The organism is Apilactobacillus kunkeei, from assembly GCF_001308195.1.
In the GTDB taxonomy this organism is placed as follows: Bacteria; Bacillota; Bacilli; order Lactobacillales; family Lactobacillaceae; genus Apilactobacillus; species Apilactobacillus kunkeei_C.
Window position 1 is genome coordinate 23,637 of the sequence record NZ_JXDF01000003.1, and the last position, 18,524, is coordinate 42,160.

Below are 18,524 nucleotides of genomic sequence, written 5' to 3' on the forward strand. Positions count from 1 at the left end.
AAGAAGGGCTTTTTTATTTTATAAATCGATCTATAATGAGTTAAATGTTAATTATAGGAGTTTTTTCATGAAAGATATTACTGAAATTGCATGCGAATCATACAAAGAAGATTTAAGAAGTTATGATAATCCTGATTACGTTATTACATATCCAAAATATGACTGGAAAATGTCCTATATTGCCTATGATGCAATGTTAAATAAATTGACAGGTTATCATGATTTGAACCAACCGGATACGGATTATGAAACGTTTGATGTTTATAGTAATCAAGACGTAATCTTCAAATGTTCATTTTTTAAATCTATATATAAAATATTAGAGGTTAGTTTTTATGAATATAATAACTATTTGGGAAGTAAGGGATTTATAAAGGGGAAAGATAGAATTTACTACATTATAAAAAAGCAGTGAAACAAAGTTCACTGCTATTTTATAATAAATCTTCTACTGCTGATTTTATATATTTACTATTTATCCAGAAAGATTGAGTTGTCATAAAGTTATTTGAATATGAATCAGGTTTGTTAGTCCATTTCGCGGGAGTGGGTAATTCATTAGAATCTTTGCTATCAACATAGCTACTCCTTGCGGCATGAGGCCTAACGTGAATAATTTTTTTGTCTTTTGAGGATATGAGATTGTTAGAGACTCTATTGTTTTTAAAACTTAGTTTTACACCTGAAAGTAATGCATTTACTGTTTGTTGCCAAGCTTCTCTTATTACACCGTCTCTCTGTTCATCTGGAACCCTAAAGAATTTAATACCCTTTAGATAGTTATCTCCATCATCTTCTGTTTTAAAAACAACGAATAAAAACTTTGTTTCTGAAAAGTAAACATTTAAAGATGCTTCTGGGGAACCATCCTTATCATTCCAATTCTCTTCAACTAAATCTTTAAACTTAAAGGGTGGTAGAGACATACTTTCCTTATTTATGTTTCTTTGATTAAATTGAATAGTTTTTGGTACGATTGAAGCTTTTTTGAATTCATCGGCTTCTATTCCGGTTCTGCTTTTTATTCCTAAGATTCTGTTTACAATTTCAACATTGTATTTACCAATCGTTTTAGTTTCTTTAACAGGTATATTTAAATTATTAATTATTTCTTTTACTGATTTTCCGATGAAAGGTTTAAATTTTGAATTAATAATATCTTCTAAAGATTGAGTTGATAATTCAGTAGAATCTTTAATAATTGCATCTGAATGTTTATTTCCAAAGATGTAATCTCTTAGAAGAGTCGTCATAAAGCTTCCTTTTAAGGAAAACGCTCTTTGTTTAGCCATGACGTTTGAGTTTGGTTGTGTTCTCATTGAATGCTTGTTTACACCCTTTGTACAAGCAGCTAAATAGTTTGTTATTCCTTCATTTATTTCTTCAGCTTTACCTTGTTTTACATATGATTGAATGATTTCCCAGTCTTTTTTGATAATCTCTAAATCATTCTTATTGTTGAGCATTTCGTACATAACACATTTTGCGAAAAACCAATCTTCTTTTGGGATGTCTTTATTGTATTCATAGTATCCAAGTTCCAGTACTTTGTTTTTTTTAAGAAGATGGCTATTTTCAAAATTTTCTTTATCTAAATCTTCGTAATTAATAATGTTAAGGACTAATCTTTCCTTAGCGCTAATATCACCATTTTTTAAACGTTTGAAAGGAGTCGCTTTTAGCTCAGACACACCTAAATCAGGTTGACTTGCAGAGTCCTTTGGCTTTCCAAACCAAGCTTCAAACACGTCACCCATGGCATTTTTTTTACCTTTTATGTGCAGATTAAGCATTTTTATAAGATCTTTTTGTTTAATGTTTTCAATCTGAACAGCTCTATTATGTACTTCTTCCTTTGTTTTAAAATCCATATTTGGCCCCTCTTGAATAATATGTGTTGATCCTTTTCTACATATATTATATAATATATATTAATAATTCAAAAAAGGAGTGATTAGCATGGCGAAAGAACTTAAAGTCTTAGAATTATTTGCCGGAGTCGGTGGATTCCGTATTGGTCTCGATAATGCGGATAAAGACTTATTTAAGACAAAATGGTCCAATCAATACGAACCATCGAGAAAAAGCCAAGATGCTTTTGATGTATACAACTATCGCTTTCCAGATTCCGAAAATATTGGGATTGATGTTGCTGAAATTTCTGATGAAAAGTTCAGTTCCATGGACGCTGACATGATAGTTGGTGGATTTCCATGCCAAGATTACTCAGTAGCGAGATCTAAGAAAAATGAAATGGGAATTCAAGGAAAAAAGGGTGTATTATTCTGGCAGATTATAAGAGCTGCAAAAGACATCCATCCTAAATATATGATTTTTGAAAATGTAGATAGACTTTTGAAAGCTCCAGCTAAGCAAAGAGGTAGAGATTTTTCAATTATGCTTACTGCATTAAATAGCTTAGGATATTCTGTAGAATGGCGTGTTATTAATGCGGCTGATTACGGTAGAGCGCAACGTCGTCGTCGTGTATACTTCTTCGTATTCCGTAATGATTTACCTTATGCTAAGCACTTAGATGAAAAATATGATTTCGATGAAGAATTAATCCCAGATGATGCTTATGACGAATATATCTTTAAAGAAGGCCTGTTTGCAAAGCAATTCCCAATTAAAGAAGAGTTATACAAAGGTAGAAGAGCTTATTATGAACTACCAGATGATATTGTAGCTGCATCAGATAATTTCACTGGCAAAGTATTCAACACTGGAATTATGAGACACGGTAAGTACTTTACTATTGACTCTGTTCCAAATTCTGATAAAAAGCCAACACCATTAAGAGATATTATTCAACCAGAAGAAGATGTTGATGAAAAGTACTACGTAGATGATCAAGTGAAGATTGATAAATTTGCATATCTACGAGGTCCTAAACATATTGAAAGAACTTCAGCAGATGGTCATACCTACACATACAGTGAAGGTGGAATGTCTCCTTATGAAGATTTATCACTACCAGGTAGAACAATGCTTACTTCTGAAGGAAGTGTTAACAGATCAACTCATTGGTTGAAGATTAATGATAGGTATAGAGTTTTAACACCAATTGAAGCGGAAAGAATGCAAGATTTCCCTGACGATTGGACTAAATATAAAATTGTTGATGGTGAAGTTAAAGAAGTTACTGATAGAATGAGAATGTTTTTCATGGGAAATGCTCTAGTTACCTCAATTATTGAAGGTATCGGTAAAGGTATTAAAGAAATTGTAAATGAATATGATGATTAAAAAAAGACACCCAAACGGATGCCTTTTTTATTTAAAATGTCTCTACATTATATTGAAAATCTATCAAGTAAGAAAGTAGTACAATCATGAATTCGAAATCTTTTCATCATCATAAGACCTTCTTTGACCTAATAACATTATAGGGAGTTATCAGCTTGATTATGAGTTTGGTATTGATGATTTTCATAATCATACAATGCCTTTTCAAAATTATGGAATGTGTGGACATCGGTAGGATCTTCTTTTCGGCAATCCTTTAATAATTCTCTTAAGAAATCAATCATTCCCGGTGCAGTCTTAATCTTTTCAATTTGACTAATAATTTCTGATTCAGTCATATTAATCGCCTCTATCAATTCAATTTATATCTGAATCCAACTATATAGTAGCACCATAGATGTGAAGTGTTCAGTATTTAGTTTTGTTTTTTTCTAGCTTCTTTTATTACTTCGCTTGGACCTATTACTATGTCATTTAAATCTGATGATTGAAGAATGTTCGAAATCTCGATTTCCTGTTTGCTTAAGTAATAATTATTATATTGATCAACTTTATTTCTAAATATTAACGATTTTGATTCATCTCTTCGGATTATAATACCTAACTTTGGTGATATGGGGAAAAGTTGTTCTTCCGTTCGGGGTATCTTTAACATAGGTGCATTATTTCCAAATAAAAGGGGTGTTTCGGAATCATTTATTGCTAGCGAAATACTTCCACAAAAATTAATATAATTTATTTCGAATTTTTCTTCATCAGAAGGAATGAATAATTCTTGAAATCTTAAAAAACTAGCAAAATTTTTAAAATTAATATCATTTAATCCGTATTTTTTTAAACATTTGTTATATCTCTCTTGCGGTATTGACTCAATTTGCTTTTTTCGCCGTAATGACCTACAGGATAATTGTCTAAGCATTAATAAGAGGTTTTTTCTAATACTCTTTTTTGTTAATATAGTACCTTTTCGTGTGGTTATGAGATTATTTATAAGTACGCCGAAACCTGATTCAGAAGAACCTAGAGAATGTTCGATGTATTGATTCTCATTTTCCATTTCTTTTATAGCTTTATCAAATTTTTTGATAGTATTATTCCTATCCAGGTATTTTAAGCCTTTTTTTACTTCTTCTAGTTCTATCTCATCATATAGCCAAGCTGATGCCATTACAGCGTTGGGTTTTGGATGAAAGAACTTTTCGTCCTCAATCCTGTAACAAGAAAGATGACCACTTGAATCTGTAAATGATCTTAATATTAATTGAGGAATGTAATGTTGAAGTCTTACTTTGCTCATGCTTGTCACTCCTATAAAAGATTTAGTTTAATAATTATAAAACAAAAAATCTCTCCATGTTAGGAGAGATTTTTCTTATTGTGTAATTTCCACTTTATCTAGTTTTACTTTAAATCCAGCATTTAATAGGGTACCAGTAAGTGTGATGTTCTTATCACCATACTTGGCGGAGTAACGGTAGGTATCTCCTTTACCAGTGTCTGAGTCTGAATTGTAGATACGATCATTATTGTGTTGAGTTAAGTACACGTAAGTTGATTCGTTAGCAGCAACTTTCTTTAATTCTTGTTGGTTGCTGATTGCTGAAGTAGCTTGTTTGCTTAATGAGCTTTGGATGTAGAAGTCTTTTCCAACAGGCAAAGCAATGAAGATAAGCACAGCAAGGAATACTAAGATAATAATGTTTCTGATTGTCTTCATCATGGCACCTCCTTTGAATTTTGTAGTAATAAGAATATACCACTTTATAAACTTAATGAAAATGACAAACTATTGTCATCTTTTTGTATTAACTCGTTAAAATGTTGATATAACATGTTTTTTATGGACTTTTTTGATGCAACGAAGAGAATTGCTGTGCTATTATGTGGTTAGTACATAATAAAGGCGGGTTACATTATGCAAATGAAGATGAGCAAATGGTTTTCACTTGGCGTTGGGGTATATGTAATCTTAACTATTATTGATGGATTTTTGGAAGGTTTTTACTATCAATCACCATCTACTTGGCGCACTCTAATGGGCGTAAGAGTCGTTAAGAATTTTAACCCCGGGGAATTCAACTTTAGTCTATTGATCACATGGAAGACATTGATTTACTTCGTTGTCATCATGTTAATCTGGATGGCTTTATATGGATTCATGGACTACATGCTAAAGGAAAATAAAAAGAACGGCTAATTCTAGCCGTTCTTTTGTTTTGCATAAATCGCAAATGGTTCTTCTGTTTTTTGGAATGTGAATCCAGCACGTTCAGCAACGCGTCTGCTTGGTTCATTGTCAACTTCAGCTTTAATAATTAGCTTTTCCATATCAAAGAAGTTAAATGCATAACTAACAAGTGATTGCACACTGTTGTACATGATTCCTTTACCTTGATATTCACTGGATAACCAGTAGCCAATTTCAGCGGTATGGTTCACTTGATCCACATTGTGTAAATCAATCATACCGACTGGTTTTGCACCATTTAAAATTGCTAGAACGAATATATTGTGTTCTTTAGCATAGCGAATGAATTTTGCTTCGTCATCAATTGATTGCATGTCCTTAGCCCATGGTAGCCACTTGGATAATTCTTCGCGGTCTTTGTTAATGATGTCGTAAATTTCGGTGGACATAAATTCTTCGACTAACGCTAGACCATAATTTTGTCTATCCAGCTTAAATTCAGCGATATTATTCATAATTATCACTTCCTATTTTTAATTAGAGTATAACCCTTTGTGAAGTATTATTCACTAATATCTTAATAAAAGATTTCTTTGAATTGATTTTTCGTTATGATATTATTAAATATGGATTAAAATTTAGGGGGAATTTTTTACATGAAGTCTAAAATTAATATATGGACTGCAGCGTTTAACATTTTTAACTGTTTAATGTTGTTTATTTCATGGTTTGTCGTAATTGCGCAAGCAATTGCAAATAATGGAAATACCAACGGGGGATTTTTCTATTTAGTTACATGGATCGGTGTGATTTTAAACACTGTTTCATTGTATTATGCTAAGCAATTAAATATTTCAATCGTAGGACCAGTATTGGGGATTATTGGTAGTGCGATATCTGGTTTATCAATGATTTTTGCTTTCCCATCAATTGTATTACTTATAATCGCTGTTGTTTTTGAATTTCTACAAAAACCAGCCAAGAAAGCATCACAAGTAAATGATGTAATTGCTCCTTGGTATAAGGTATGGTGGATTTGGGTAGTTATTGCTGTTTCAGTACTTCTTTCAATTGCAATTATTGCTACTGCATCATCACATGGTTCAAGCTCAAGTTCATCAGACAGTGATGTTTCTACTACACAAGGTAAAACAAAATCATCACAAGACACAGACACAGACTCAGACACAGACTCATCTTCAAAATCAGATTCTGAAGCTGTATTGAACAAACAATACAAGGTTGGAGAAACCATTAATTACAAGGGATACAAAGTCACTGTAAATGATATTAAGTATGATGATGGTGATGATATTGACACTCCTAAGAGTGGTAATAAGTATGTTGCAATTAATGTTACCATCCAAAACGATACTGGTGACAAGCAAGACTACAATCCTTTTGATTTTAAGTTGAGTGCTGATGGTAATGGTACTGATCTAGATGAAACTACTGGTAATGATACTTATGATAATAATACTATCGATAGTGGTACCTTAGATGAAGGTTCAAAAGTTACTGGTTACTTAATCGGTCAAGCTAATCCAAACGCTAAGTTAAAGTTGGAATACCAACCTAATTTCTTCGATAACCACACCGTAGATATCGACTTAAACTAATAAATAAAAAGAGAAGCGCTTTGCCTGCGCCTCTCTTTTTTATATTTACATAACTTTTACATAATTTTTATAGCAAATTTACATGGTAGGCATATATTAAAGACGTTCCATAAATAATTCATCAGGAGATGACGCTAATGATTTCCAAAGCCAAATTAATGAGTGGCTTATTGCTATTTTTAACACTTTCAAGTACTGGGGTGGCTGCCTCGGCAAAGAGTAAGACGTCAAATGCCAAAAAGAATGGAAATATTGTGACTGTCTATCTAGCACGACATGGTCAAACTACTGGAAATGTTATGACCCTTGCAGAAGGATGGGATGACTATCCATTGACTCCTCAAGGAGATTTGGTTGCCAAACAAGTCGGAGCAGGACTTCGTGGTGTTCACTTTACAGAGGCGGCGTGTGGTAAACTAGTCCGTCATTTGGACACAATTAAAGATATGCTAGATTACTCCGGTAACAATAAAATAACCGTACTTGAGACACCACAGTTTAGAGAAGTTGGTGGTGGAAAGTACGAATTGTATCAGGAAAAAGACCATAGTAAGGTTATCGATGATTATTATGGAGTTAAAGATAATGCGGAGTTATCAAAAAAATTTGGTTTAAATACTACTGCTAAACGTATTCAAGCTATTTATGAGCTAGATAAGAAGAACGACTCTACCCCCGTCCAAGATAGAGCTGAGAGTGCAAATCAAGTACTGAAAAGAGAATCAGCAGGGATTAGAAGAATTGCTAAAGAAACATATAAAAAACATGGTAAGAATGCTCTGGTTGTTAGTTCAGGAGAGATTATTGGTGCATATCTATCTAAATATGATCACAACCTAAGTAAGACCGATAAAAGTCTTTTAACGAACGGATTAATTCCAAATTCAGGTGTTACAAAGGTTTACTATAATGTTAAGACTGGTAAGGTTACCTTTGGCAAGGTTGGTGATTTAAGTTACGCTCAAAAAGGTGCTAAGTATTTACAAAACCACAAGGTTAAGGAATCAGCTAGCATGAAAGTTGATTATGAAAAATAAGATGACTTGGATTTAAGAACGGTGATATGAAGGGCTATCGCTTGGCTAATTCATTGACTGGATGCATGGTGATTATGGTAGGTAATTATCGTTTATCTCCAGCCGAAAAGATTAATTGATCGATTATAGTGTCCATAATCACTATTAATAATTAACATTACGTCGTGAGGAATTTAATCCTTTACCTCATCCATTACTTAAAGTGATGTTAGGCCTGGCATTCACAGGATTAGCCAAGGTAAAAAGCAACCCAACAAAGGGTTGCTTTTTTGTGTATAATAAATATATTGATTAATTTGGGGGAATTTTTATGTTAAAAAAGGTGTTTAATTGGTTTTCATACGGAACCATTGCATATTTGATTCTTATATTATTAGATAGTTTTCTAGAAATTATATTTCATTCACATGGTTCATGGGAATCCTTCTTAGGATTTAATATTATTAAGTTAAAAGGATTCTTGAATTTCAATATTAATTTAGATATCAAAGCATTATTAATCTTTTTAGTATTCATCTTTGTGTGGACAGTTAGTTATATTATTTATCTATTTGTTGCTAAGAATGAAGAAACAGTAAAATAAAAAAGAACGACTATAAAAGTCGTTCTTTTTTATTTAATAGATACTCAACAAACGTCCGAAACAGAGGAGTTAATAGTTCTTTTAAACGAGTACTTAAATTCTTCTGATTCAGATGGCATTGGTTGATAAATCCACAATAACATTGCACTAAGCACCATTCTGAATCAGAATTGTACTGTTAGTTAGGTTTAGTGTAGATGCCGATGTCCTGCACTGTAGCATGGAAGATGAAATGCCTTCTTGCCTAATGTAGCAATTGTCGAACACGATTCATAAAATTATTAACCTTTCCAATAGTATTTTTTGGAGCAAGAATGCCATATTCAACTTCGATGCTGGTTTGGAGCGGAATTGTGACTAGGTTAGGATGAATATTCTTCCAGGGGGTTAAATTGATTAATGCATCATTTTCATCAACCGCTTGATTAAAAACATTGATGTCATAGCGTCCACTTGTGTATTTAATAGAAATTTCTGGATCATTATTTAAAATTTCTTGACGTAATTGGTCGTTCTTTTCACTAATACCAGTTGGAACCATTAATAATGTCTGTTCCCTTAAGTCGGAAATGGTTAATTCTTCTTTATCTGCTAGTGGATTATCGCTCCGAATTGCAATACCAAATTGGTAAGTTCCAAGGGGAATTGTAGTCGCCAGACTTCTAGTTGTTGCTTGATCAAAGGTGCCAATCATAATATCGCATTCACGACCAAGCATTGAGTATTCACGATTATTAGTAGTAAGATCACGTGGAATTTGTATAATCTGTAGCTGGTAATGGGGAAAATTATTTTTAATTTTATTCCAGGTTGACATGAACGGAGTACTTGGGTGGAGAAGGGAGGTACCAAGTCGAATGGTTTGAATGCTCCCATCTGCTTTGTGACAGTCTGTGTATACTTGGTTAGTTAATTGGATAAACTTTTCAGCATATTTTAAGAACACCTTGCCGCTAGCGGTTAGTGTAACACCAGTATTAGCACGATTAAATAGCTTTGCATCTACTTCTTTTTCTAGTCTGTTAATTTGCTTCATTACAGCAGTACTAGAAATGAAGTTTTGTTCGGCAGTTTTTGTGAAACTTCCCGACCGGACAACTGAGATAAAGGTTCGTAAATTATTGGTTTCCATTGCACACCCTCCGTATCAACCTTTAGTTAATACCATCCTAACAATGAGCTTCTTCCTTGTCAATGGTATTGGATGCATAATAAAACCATCGAATGAAGCAAGGAGGCATTAAGGTGAAACGAGTGTTGATTTTGGGAGCAACGAGCAATATCTCACATTACTTGATCCCAAAGTTGTTGAATCAAAGTGTTTTTCTAACTTTATTTGCCCGTCATGGTTGTCAACGGCTAGCGAAATTAGTAAGCAATCCGAAAGTTCATGTGATGAATGGTGATTGGAATAACGTTGATGATCTTCAACGTGCAATCAAAGATCAAGATATTGTTTTTATGGCAACTAGTCAATTTATTCAAGCTAATAAAAATGTAGTTGCGGTGATGAAAGAGCAGCATGTGAAGCGTTTAATTGCAATTAGCGAATTAGGAATTGAGGATGAAGTTACCGGTGATTTTGGTAAATGGACTAGGAAGATGATGGGAAATAATCAAAATCTAAAAGTAGCGGCTAACGTTATCAAACACAACGGCCTGAATTACACATTAATGCGGATGGCATGGTTGTATGACCAGGATAAAAATGAAGCTTATGAATTGATTCAATCCGGTCAGCCATTCCAGGATACGCAATTAACCCGTCAAGCAGCGGCTAGGTTTGTTGCTGATATCGTAAATAACCCAGAATTAGCAGCTTATCAAAGTGTTGGGATAGCCGAACCGAATACCCAATGGGGAAAGCCATCATTTTATTAAGTGAATGGAGTAAGTAACATGTAGACTTTAATTACTTTACTGACTTGTTATGTCATCATCAGGTTAGCTTGATCGAAACATAATTAAAAGGAGAAGGTTAAAATGGCAGGAAAAGTTTTAATCGCATATTTTAGTCACTGGGGTCACAGTAAGGAATTCGCAGAGGCAATTCAGAATTTAACTGGTGGAGATCTATTTGAAATCGAAACTAGTCAATTTTATCCAGAAGAGCATGATCCATGTTCAATTCAGGGACACAACGAACTATTAGCAGACTTTCGTCCAGAATTAACTAAGCAGGTTCCTGATATGGACCAATATGACACCGTCTTTATTGGTCACCCGATTTGGTGGTATCGTGAGCCAATGATTATTCGGTCATTCTGGGAATCCTATGATTTTAGTGGTAAGACGGTGATTCCATTTGCGACATCAGGTGATATTGGGATTGAAAATACGGAAAAAGACACGAAGAAATTCTTACCAACAACGAATGTTAAAGCAGGCCTACGGTTAGAGACTCATGCAGTAGCAAGTAGTACTAATCAAATAAGAGAATGGTTAGCAGCGGATGGTGTGATATAAATGAAGGAGCTGTTCATTGCATTATCATTATTTATCTTTGCCAGTGTTACATTAGTTGCTCACGCGGCTAGTTCGCGAGTAACAACAACTGATGATGTAAGTAGTGTCTGGGTTAATCACCGTGATAAGGATATTCACCAGAAAATCACATTTACTAAAAATCATCACGGGTGAGAAAAACAACATAGACAAAAGGATAACCACAAAATAAAGGTTATTAATTATGACCACGTTTTGGCGCGCAACCCACGCTAAAGCTAAGATAGTTAGAAAGGAAGATTTAAGATGAATAAGCAATTAGTAGAAATCGTCGTTAATAATGATATTAATTTAACCGCTCAATTTGAAGATAACGTCACCACTAAGGAACTAATTTCGCGGATGCCATTTACAATTAAAATGGATAACCTGTATTCTCGTGAAATGTGTCATCGTTATGGTCGTGGGAGCTTACCAATTGACAATGCTAAGAATCGGAACTATAAAGTTGGCGATATTTCATACTGGCCACCAATGGGATCACTGGTAATCCTATATGAGCAAAATGGTGAAGTTTTTGAACAACAACCAATTGGACATATCGATAGTGATGTTAGTTTCTTTAGTAAGTTAGGTTCGGTTGACGTTACCTTTAAGTTAAAGAACTAAACATGAAATATCACTTAATGTTAAGGAGGAAGATTTAAAATGACAAATATTAGAGATAATCTATTTGGAGTTGGTAATCAGAATACCTTTGGACAATATTTTGTTGGTGACACTTACCGCCATCCTTTAGTAAAAAAGGAAGGTAACATTAATGTTGGGGTAAGTAATATTACTTTTACTCCTGGGGCACGAACTAATTGGCACATTCATCATGATGGCTACCAAATCTTACTAGTAACTTCAGGAAAAGGTTGGTATCAAGAAGCGGGGAATCCTGCGCAAACACTAAAGGCTGGCGACCGAGTAGTAATTCCCGAAGGTGTTAAACACTGGCATGGTGCTGACAAGGATAGCTGGTTCAGCCACGTTTCAATTACTGCCGGAACTAGTGAGTGGTTAGAACCGGTTGTTGAAAAAGAATATCAAAAACTTGAAAAGTAGTATCAACTAATAGTTAATGAAATGCTAATTCTTTGGCAATTCTATTAAACTTGGTAATTGGTTAAGATTAATAATGTTGAAAGAGATATAAAATTTTAAGGAGGAACCCAATTATGTCTGTAAAAGGAAAAGTAGTAGTAATCACAGGTGCATCTTCAGGAATCGGTGAAGCCACAGCGAAGTTGTTAGCCAATAATGGTGCGATGGTAATGCTCGGTGCTCGTCGTGAAGATCGTCTTTACAAGATTGCCGATGAAATTAACGTTAATGGTGGCCGGGCAGATTTTCGGACTGTTGACGTTACTAAGCCAGAAGAAGTTGAAGCCTTAGTCAAGGCGGCCCAATATAGTTTTGGCAAGGTTGACGTTATCTTTAACAATGCAGGAATCATGCCCAACTCCCCAATGAGTGCAGTTCGAACTGACGAATGGAACAAGATGATTGATGTTAATATCAATGGTGTTCTTAATGGGATTGCAGCAGTAATGCCAATTTTCACCGCTCAAAAAAATGGTCATATAATTACGACCTCATCAATTGCTGGACTTAAGAACTATGTTGGTTCTGGGGTTTACGGTGCAACTAAGTTTGCCGTTAAGAACGCGATGGAAGTTACCCGGATGGAAAGTGCCAATGAAGGGACTAACATTCGGACCACTACACTTTACCCAGCCGCAATTAACACTGAATTGCTTGACCACATCGGTGATGAAAAGACCGCTTCAAATATGAAGAACTTCTATAAGCAACACGGAATTTCACCAGATGCCATTGCCCGGGTTGTTAACTTTGCCATTGATCAACCAGAAGACGTTGATATTTCTGAATTTACTATTTGCCCAACAAACCAGGCATAAGATTTAACTTTAAGGCTGAGAGAAAAACTCAACCTTATTTTTTTAAGGAGGAAACTTAGATGATTAAAAACCAACATATTTCAGAAACGGATAACCGCGTTACTACAGTTAAAAAGCAAACAAAAATTAATCTGGTTATTAATGGACAAACATTTCCTGCAGTTTTAAACGATTCACAAACTGCACAAGCATTAATTGATAAATTGCCGTACACAATTACAGCTAGTCAAGGAGCGCATGATTATTGTGGTGTCATGGATCACTTGCCATATGATAAAAACGATGTTCAAGCTGGATGGTTTGATGGTGATCTTTCATTTGATATTGGTGGTGACTGGTTTGCCCTTTTCCTCCGTGGGGCTAATAATGATGCTCGCTACCAGGAAGTAAATTTGGGACAATTGGTAAATAAAGAAGATGTCGCTAAAATTGCTCAATTACCAACAACCGTTGATATAACAATCGTACTAGTCAAGGAAGGATAACCATGAAAAGATTCCTAATTTCTGGAATTTTAATTCTAGGATTAACAATTATCTTAGTCTTTTGTTATCAACAAGAGATAATTCATTCTAATATTAGTTAGTCACTAAATGGGGAATGTGTCAGTAAGCTTTTATCTATTCATGTATGAAGAGCGATATATTTTCCTCAGTATTATTAATAAACATTATTTCTCCAGAAATTACATCACTGCATATGTTAGGGTAATTAATAAAGTTTTGTTAAATAAATTCGTGCTATTAGACATAAAATCAGAAACTTTTGATTAAAACATAATAAAAAGTCGAAAGGCCTCATACGCTTTGACAAAAAATATTTTTGACAAAATTATACAAATAAAAAAGAACGACTTTTATAGTCGTTCTTTTTTATTTGCCTTCATTGTTCTTAATTCATCTTCGACTTTTAACATGTGGGTGTCGAAGTTTTTAATTTTATGTTCTAGATGATCAATGGCTTTTTGCATCTTATCACGTTTTTCTTCCATGATGCGTTTTTGCTCTACTAGTAGTGCCAATTGTTGATCCTCACTATTTTCAACATTATCAAATAGATTGATATATTGTTTTAAAGTGCTGATTTCCATTCCGGCGTCTCGCATTTTTTTCGCGAAACTAATTCGTCTAATTGCATGATCATCAAAATCACGTACCCCTGAATCATTTCTATCGACTGCAGGGATGATGTGTTCTTTTTCGTAATATCTAATGGTAGATGCTGGAACATCAGTAATTTGACTGGCTTCTTTAATGTTCAAAATTTATCACCTCAATGTCTTGCCTTAAAGCTGGCTTTAAGTAATATGATTACTTTATCACATTTTTAGGAGGAGACAAGTATGAAGTATAAATTTGGAATTATTCTTCCAATTATTCTAATTAGTTACTTTTTGATTTTATTAGATAATTCTGTCGTATTTACCAGTACTGTCCAAATCGCGAACAGTTTACATATGACTAGTCAGAGTATTGCATGGATTACAAACATCTATGCGTTAGTTTTTGGTAGTCTTTTATTACTAGGTGGTCGTTTGGGTGATTTATATGGTAGAAAGCCGGTATTTTTAACTGGACTAACTATTTTTACTTTATTTTCACTATTAGTTGGCTTATCACCAAACGGTCTATTCATCATCGTGATGAGAGCATTTCAGGGAATTGGTTCTGCTATCTTAGCACCAACTTCATTGGCATTATTATTGGATACTTATGAAGGCAAAAAACGAGAGAAGGCCATTTCATTCTACGGAGTTACTGCAGGATTAGGTGCAAGTGTAGGATTGATTATCGGTGGTCTGGTAACTACTTTTTATTCCTGGCGCCTAGGATTTTTAATCAATGTACCTTTGGGAATATTATTGATTGTGCTTACAATTTTATTTGTGCCTAAATCCAAGACGCAATTACACGCTCATTTGGATTATATCGGTTCAATTTTATCCGTATTAGCCATCTTATCATTGGTTAATGCGATTAATGGTGCCGGTCATAAAGGACTATTTATTGGAATCTTTATCGCTTTATTGATTATCTTTTTATTCCGTGAGATAAAGATTGATAATCCAATTATGCCAATGGCTATCTTTAAGGATAAAGAACGTGTTTCAGCATACATTGCACGTTTCTTTTATATTGGATCAATGTTTTCATTCTTCTTTTTGGTTCCTCAAGTGTTACAAAAGTATTATGGATTCACGCCATTATTATCAGCATTTGGTTTTATGCCAGAAACTATTCCACAATTCTTGTTTGGGATGCTTCAATCTAAGCTATCAAACAAGTACAAAAACGAAAATCTATTACTTTTTGGAACTATTGTGACATTCATTGGGGTATTAATGTTATTTGGTTTAGATTTAAAACACGGATATTTAATTTCAGTGGCATTACCAATGATCATCATCGGAATTGGTCAAGGATTTTCATTTGGTCCATTGACAGTATCAGGAGTTGCCAATACTCCTAAAGAACTAGGAGGGGCAACTTCCAGTGCAGTTAATGTTTTTCATCAATTAGGTAGTTCAATATTATTATCAGTCGTAGTGACTTTGACCGCAGGTATTACCAATGTGATAACAGCTTATCATTATCAAACATTATTGATGGCAATATTAATGCTTGTTCCACTACTTATGGCGATTAATATTAAACGAATTCATCGTAAATATATCAATTAATAAAAAGGTACTACTTAAATTAGCAGTACCTTTTTTCTGTTAAAAAAATTAGATATTTTTATAAAAATTATTGCTTCAAAAAATGGTATTAAATATGTAATAGGATGATAATCTTAATGCATCATAAGTTTATGGCTTATTCGATTTTGTCTTGATTTTTATGATATAAGAAAATTTAAACAAAACTTAAATAATGATTTTTTTAATTTTTCTTTTTTTAAGAATGCCTGTAAATCAACCTTTAAACCGTTATGATTAAAATAAAATTATAAAATATTAGTTAACCGTTGATATATCAGTGGTTATGTCTCTTGATTGCTTAAAATATGTGTTTATAATTTCACTTGTCGATTAATTTATTTGCCTAAAGAGGAGGGGAAATAATATGTTATACAACCACAGACAGTTCAGAAAAAATTCTGACAAGAAAATCATGAGAAAAGTAAAGAAAAATTGGATTGTTTTATCAGTAGCTTCTTTTGCATTAATTGGAGCATCTGCTGTAATTGAATCTAATCAAAATATTTCATTTGCTAGCGAAACTCAAGTTGCAGCAAATACTAATACTAATCAAAACAATAATAATTCAACAATTGATAATCAAAAAAAGGATGCTAAGAATCATTTAGATGCTGAAGCAACTAAGGTAAAGGATGCCATTAATAATGATGGTTCTTTATCTCAATCTGACAAAGACAGTCAAAATGCGGAAGTGGATTCATACAAGATTGCAGGAGAACAATCAATCGATAGCGCGACCGATTCTAACGGCATTAACCAAGCTTTAAGTGACGGTGAAAATAATATTGACTCAAGTCACGTAAAAGGACAAACGAGCAATGATCAAAATAATGTAAATGATTCAAATGCCGATAGTTCCAGTGATAATCAAAATAGCCAAAGTACAATTAGTAATCAATCACTACAATCAAGTGCCGAATCAATGTCATCGGGTGCCTCTTTAGTCAGCTCTGCATCAAGTTCGAACGAAAGTGATGATGGGCTATCATTAAGGGATGGCTCTTCTGATGCACCTGCTGATAGCAATACTTATATTAGTGGACCCGGTGGAGCAACTGGTAAACAATATAAGAATGCCATTGCCAACACTAAGTTAACTTATGACGGGGTAAATGATGACCCTTCTACTAATAAATACATGATTAACTTCCAATTTGGATCCGATTTAATTAGTACTACTGGTGGGGTTGACCGTGTTCTAGAGTTCGCATTGAACTTGAGTCCAAACCTATCAAGCAAAGTTAGCAGGGTAACTGTTACCAATGATGATGGTACTAAAGATCTAACCATGAATAATGGTAGATATTATATTAAGTACAAGACCGGTAAAGTTGTCGGTGGAAATATTGATATATCAGTTTATGTTGATCCAATTAAGGTAACTCCTGGGGACTGGATTTCAGCATTCATGTCAACCCATAGAGAATATAGTAATGGAAATCTTATACCAACTAGTACTCAAATTGCCTTCTCATCAACAAGAAGTTTGACATATGACCAATTCGGTAATGACTTTAATTCTAAATTACTTGCCCAATTGCAAGGTAAAGTTTTAAATGACTTAAATCAAACATCTCCATTGAACCAAACTACCCAACTTAAGAATAACTACGTTTCTAAAATCAACGCTGTTACCACCAATGATGATTTCGTTAATGTTTTAAACTCCATCAAAAATGCATATAAAGCAGATAACAGTTCGTTGTCTAATGCTATTTCACAACTAAGCAGTCAAGCAGCAACTTCTACAAACAATGTTTCCAATCTTGGGAATTTACCTGCTAATGATAAGCAAACCGCTAACAATTCGATTAACAGTGCTTTACAAACCGCTAAATCGAATGTGATGGGTGTTTCTCAATCAAGTGACATTACTGGTGCTTTATCAGATGGTATTAATTCCATTAAAAAAATTGAATTACAAGCAACCATTAATTCAGCCATTAATGATATTAACAATGCTGTTGCAAATACCACTAATAAAATCAATTCGGATATTACACTATCTAAAGAAAATGCAGATAAACAACTTAAATCAGTTTCAGAACATAAGACTTCTTACACCGGGTTGATTCAATCAAGTAACGATGTATCAAAGATTTCAGGTTTACGTGATAATGCTGTTAACCAAATTAATAGTGACTATACTCCAGGGCCTTCTTTGAGTACGCAAAAACAAACGGCCAAAAATAGTTTAGATAATGAAGCCAACAAAATTAAAGCTGCAATTGATGCTGATAATACATTGACCAATGATGAAAAGAATCGTCAAAAGAGTAAGGTGGATAGCATTAAAGCAGCAGCACAATCCCAGATTGATTCTGCCACTAATGCTGATGGTGTAAACAATGCACAAAGCCAAGGAATTTCTTCAATCGACAATGCATATCAAACAAGCTCAACCTCATTAGCTGATCAGCAAGCTAATGCAAAAGGCCGATTGGATGCTGAAGCAACCAAGGTCAAACAAAAAATTGATGCTGATAATAGTTTAACTAGCTCAGAAAAAGCAACTCAAAAAGCCAATGTCGATAGTGTAAAAGCAATTGATCAAGGAAAAATTGATGCTGCAACCAATGTTGATGACATTAATGCAGCATTCCAACAAGGAATTAACGATATCGATAGTCAATATGCCACAGCTAAGACATCACTATCTGACCAAAAATCTAATGCGAAGTCCCAATTGGATGCTGAAGCAACCAAGGTCAAACAAGAAATTGATGCTGACAATA

At 33.9% G+C, this 18,524-nt stretch carries 22 protein-coding genes; 15 read left to right on the top strand and 7 right to left on the bottom strand.

Annotated elements, in window-relative coordinates:
• Positions 1-67 precede the first annotated feature (67 nt).
• On the top strand, positions 68-415 hold the full coding sequence (locus RZ78_RS00505; RefSeq protein WP_054607756.1) for a hypothetical protein: 348 nt from the start codon (positions 68-70) through the stop codon (positions 413-415).
• A 19-nt stretch (positions 416-434) separates the two neighbouring features.
• On the opposite strand, the gene RZ78_RS00510 is transcribed toward RZ78_RS00505, so the two are convergent.
• Positions 435-1,871, bottom strand: coding sequence for a Sau3AI family type II restriction endonuclease (locus RZ78_RS00510; protein ID WP_054607757.1), 1,437 nt, complete (start codon positions 1,869-1,871; stop codon positions 435-437).
• Between the two features lie 88 nt (positions 1,872-1,959).
• Between RZ78_RS00510 and dcm the strand changes: the two genes are divergently transcribed.
• Positions 1,960-3,249, top strand: coding sequence for a DNA (cytosine-5-)-methyltransferase (gene dcm / locus RZ78_RS00515; protein ID WP_054607758.1), 1,290 nt, complete (start codon positions 1,960-1,962; stop codon positions 3,247-3,249).
• A gap of 137 nt (positions 3,250-3,386) precedes the next feature.
• Here dcm and RZ78_RS00520 read toward each other — a convergent pair whose 3' ends face one another.
• The 3 genes from RZ78_RS00520 to RZ78_RS00530 all read right to left on the bottom strand — a co-directional run bounded on the left by RZ78_RS00520 (position 3,387) and on the right by RZ78_RS00530 (position 4,966).
• Positions 3,387-3,587 (bottom strand): hypothetical protein, encoded by a 201-nt coding sequence (locus tag RZ78_RS00520; protein WP_054607759.1) that lies wholly within the window; start codon positions 3,585-3,587, stop codon positions 3,387-3,389.
• 77 nt (positions 3,588-3,664) lie between these two features.
• Positions 3,665-4,546 (bottom strand): DUF4238 domain-containing protein, encoded by an 882-nt coding sequence (locus RZ78_RS00525; RefSeq protein ID WP_054607760.1) that lies wholly within the window; start codon positions 4,544-4,546, stop codon positions 3,665-3,667.
• A 75-nt stretch (positions 4,547-4,621) separates the two neighbouring features.
• The gene (locus RZ78_RS00530; protein ID WP_054607761.1) at positions 4,622-4,966 is read right to left on the bottom strand and encodes a hypothetical protein; all 345 of its coding nucleotides are present in this window, start codon (positions 4,964-4,966) and stop codon (positions 4,622-4,624) included.
• A gap of 210 nt (positions 4,967-5,176) precedes the next feature.
• Between RZ78_RS00530 and RZ78_RS00535 the strand changes: the two genes are divergently transcribed.
• Complete coding sequence (locus RZ78_RS00535) at positions 5,177-5,446, top strand: hypothetical protein (RefSeq protein ID WP_191978819.1); 270 nt, start codon at positions 5,177-5,179, stop codon at positions 5,444-5,446.
• Between the two features lie 2 nt (positions 5,447-5,448).
• On the opposite strand, the gene RZ78_RS00540 is transcribed toward RZ78_RS00535, so the two are convergent.
• A complete protein-coding gene (locus RZ78_RS00540; protein WP_054607763.1) occupies positions 5,449-5,952 on the bottom strand; it encodes a GNAT family N-acetyltransferase in 504 nt (167 codons plus the stop codon).
• A gap of 141 nt (positions 5,953-6,093) precedes the next feature.
• On the opposite strand from RZ78_RS00540, the gene RZ78_RS00545 reads away from it, so the two are divergent.
• The 3 genes from RZ78_RS00545 to RZ78_RS00555 all read left to right on the top strand — a co-directional run bounded on the left by RZ78_RS00545 (position 6,094) and on the right by RZ78_RS00555 (position 8,676).
• Positions 6,094-7,056, top strand: coding sequence for a DUF4352 domain-containing protein (locus RZ78_RS00545; protein ID WP_054607764.1), 963 nt, complete (start codon positions 6,094-6,096; stop codon positions 7,054-7,056).
• Between the two features lie 137 nt (positions 7,057-7,193).
• Entirely contained in the window at positions 7,194-8,093 is a 900-nt protein-coding gene (locus RZ78_RS00550) for a histidine phosphatase family protein (protein ID WP_054607765.1), read from the top strand.
• 310 nt (positions 8,094-8,403) lie between these two features.
• On the top strand, positions 8,404-8,676 hold the full coding sequence (locus RZ78_RS00555) for a hypothetical protein (protein WP_054604495.1): 273 nt from the start codon (positions 8,404-8,406) through the stop codon (positions 8,674-8,676).
• A 244-nt stretch (positions 8,677-8,920) separates the two neighbouring features.
• On the opposite strand, the gene RZ78_RS00560 is transcribed toward RZ78_RS00555, so the two are convergent.
• Positions 8,921-9,808, bottom strand: a complete 888-nt coding sequence (locus RZ78_RS00560) for a LysR family transcriptional regulator (RefSeq protein WP_054607766.1) — start codon at positions 9,806-9,808, stop codon at positions 8,921-8,923.
• Positions 9,809-9,900: 92 nt separating this feature from the next.
• Between RZ78_RS00560 and RZ78_RS00565 the strand changes: the two genes are divergently transcribed.
• The 7 genes from RZ78_RS00565 (at position 9,901) to RZ78_RS00590 (ending at position 13,573) form a co-directional block, all read left to right on the top strand.
• Entirely contained in the window at positions 9,901-10,557 is a 657-nt protein-coding gene (locus tag RZ78_RS00565; protein ID WP_272946485.1) for an NAD(P)H-binding protein, read from the top strand.
• A 102-nt stretch (positions 10,558-10,659) separates the two neighbouring features.
• Positions 10,660-11,142: a flavodoxin gene (locus RZ78_RS00570; RefSeq protein WP_054607768.1), complete on the top strand. Its 483-nt coding sequence runs from the start codon at positions 10,660-10,662 to the stop codon at positions 11,140-11,142.
• Positions 11,143-11,316, top strand: coding sequence for a hypothetical protein (locus RZ78_RS07480; protein ID WP_155451827.1), 174 nt, complete (start codon positions 11,143-11,145; stop codon positions 11,314-11,316). It begins immediately after the preceding gene.
• 111 nt (positions 11,317-11,427) lie between these two features.
• Complete coding sequence (locus RZ78_RS00575) at positions 11,428-11,790, top strand: cyclophilin-like fold protein (protein ID WP_054607769.1); 363 nt, start codon at positions 11,428-11,430, stop codon at positions 11,788-11,790.
• Between the two features lie 39 nt (positions 11,791-11,829).
• On the top strand, positions 11,830-12,231 hold the full coding sequence (locus RZ78_RS00580; protein ID WP_054607770.1) for a cupin domain-containing protein: 402 nt from the start codon (positions 11,830-11,832) through the stop codon (positions 12,229-12,231).
• A 113-nt stretch (positions 12,232-12,344) separates the two neighbouring features.
• The gene (locus RZ78_RS00585; RefSeq protein WP_054607771.1) at positions 12,345-13,088 is read left to right on the top strand and encodes an SDR family oxidoreductase; all 744 of its coding nucleotides are present in this window, start codon (positions 12,345-12,347) and stop codon (positions 13,086-13,088) included.
• 59 nt (positions 13,089-13,147) lie between these two features.
• Positions 13,148-13,573 carry a cyclophilin-like fold protein gene (locus RZ78_RS00590; protein ID WP_054607772.1) on the top strand — a complete coding sequence of 142 codons (426 nt, stop codon included), beginning with the start codon at positions 13,148-13,150 and terminating at the stop codon, positions 13,571-13,573.
• 371 nt (positions 13,574-13,944) lie between these two features.
• Here the strand turns inward: RZ78_RS00590 and RZ78_RS00595 are convergent, their stop codons facing one another.
• Complete coding sequence (locus tag RZ78_RS00595) at positions 13,945-14,349, bottom strand: MerR family transcriptional regulator (protein WP_054607773.1); 405 nt, start codon at positions 14,347-14,349, stop codon at positions 13,945-13,947.
• Between the two features lie 81 nt (positions 14,350-14,430).
• Here RZ78_RS00595 and RZ78_RS00600 point away from each other — a divergent pair, with 81 nt between their 5' ends.
• Both RZ78_RS00600 and RZ78_RS00605 read left to right on the top strand, forming a co-directional pair.
• Entirely contained in the window at positions 14,431-15,768 is a 1,338-nt protein-coding gene (locus RZ78_RS00600; protein WP_054607774.1) for an MFS transporter, read from the top strand.
• A 385-nt stretch (positions 15,769-16,153) separates the two neighbouring features.
• The coding region (locus tag RZ78_RS00605) for a DUF1542 domain-containing protein (protein WP_155451828.1) at positions 16,154-18,524 on the top strand (2,371 nt) is incomplete at its 3' end.

Coding starts and splice junctions, on each gene's coding strand:
- RZ78_RS00510 (WP_054607757.1), bottom strand. CDS start 1,871: ATGGATTTTAAAACAAAGGAAGAAGTACATAATAGAGCTGTTCAGATT.
- RZ78_RS00550 (WP_054607765.1), top strand. CDS start 7,194: ATGATTTCCAAAGCCAAATTAATGAGTGGCTTATTGCTATTTTTAACA.
- RZ78_RS00535 (WP_191978819.1), top strand. CDS start 5,177: ATGAGCAAATGGTTTTCACTTGGCGTTGGGGTATATGTAATCTTAACT.
- RZ78_RS00585 (WP_054607771.1), top strand. CDS start 12,345: ATGTCTGTAAAAGGAAAAGTAGTAGTAATCACAGGTGCATCTTCAGGA.
- RZ78_RS00560 (WP_054607766.1), bottom strand. CDS start 9,808: ATGGAAACCAATAATTTACGAACCTTTATCTCAGTTGTCCGGTCGGGA.
- dcm (WP_054607758.1), top strand. CDS start 1,960: ATGGCGAAAGAACTTAAAGTCTTAGAATTATTTGCCGGAGTCGGTGGA.
- RZ78_RS00600 (WP_054607774.1), top strand. CDS start 14,431: ATGAAGTATAAATTTGGAATTATTCTTCCAATTATTCTAATTAGTTAC.
- RZ78_RS00570 (WP_054607768.1), top strand. CDS start 10,660: ATGGCAGGAAAAGTTTTAATCGCATATTTTAGTCACTGGGGTCACAGT.
- RZ78_RS00525 (WP_054607760.1), bottom strand. CDS start 4,546: ATGAGCAAAGTAAGACTTCAACATTACATTCCTCAATTAATATTAAGA.
- RZ78_RS00530 (WP_054607761.1), bottom strand. CDS start 4,966: ATGAAGACAATCAGAAACATTATTATCTTAGTATTCCTTGCTGTGCTT.
- RZ78_RS07480 (WP_155451827.1), top strand. CDS start 11,143: ATGAAGGAGCTGTTCATTGCATTATCATTATTTATCTTTGCCAGTGTT.
- RZ78_RS00540 (WP_054607763.1), bottom strand. CDS start 5,952: ATGAATAATATCGCTGAATTTAAGCTGGATAGACAAAATTATGGTCTA.
- RZ78_RS00520 (WP_054607759.1), bottom strand. CDS start 3,587: ATGACTGAATCAGAAATTATTAGTCAAATTGAAAAGATTAAGACTGCA.
- RZ78_RS00565 (WP_272946485.1), top strand. CDS start 9,901: ATGAAGCAAGGAGGCATTAAGGTGAAACGAGTGTTGATTTTGGGAGCA.
- RZ78_RS00555 (WP_054604495.1), top strand. CDS start 8,404: ATGTTAAAAAAGGTGTTTAATTGGTTTTCATACGGAACCATTGCATAT.
- RZ78_RS00575 (WP_054607769.1), top strand. CDS start 11,428: ATGAATAAGCAATTAGTAGAAATCGTCGTTAATAATGATATTAATTTA.
- RZ78_RS00590 (WP_054607772.1), top strand. CDS start 13,148: ATGATTAAAAACCAACATATTTCAGAAACGGATAACCGCGTTACTACA.
- RZ78_RS00545 (WP_054607764.1), top strand. CDS start 6,094: ATGAAGTCTAAAATTAATATATGGACTGCAGCGTTTAACATTTTTAAC.
- RZ78_RS00580 (WP_054607770.1), top strand. CDS start 11,830: ATGACAAATATTAGAGATAATCTATTTGGAGTTGGTAATCAGAATACC.
- RZ78_RS00505 (WP_054607756.1), top strand. CDS start 68: ATGAAAGATATTACTGAAATTGCATGCGAATCATACAAAGAAGATTTA.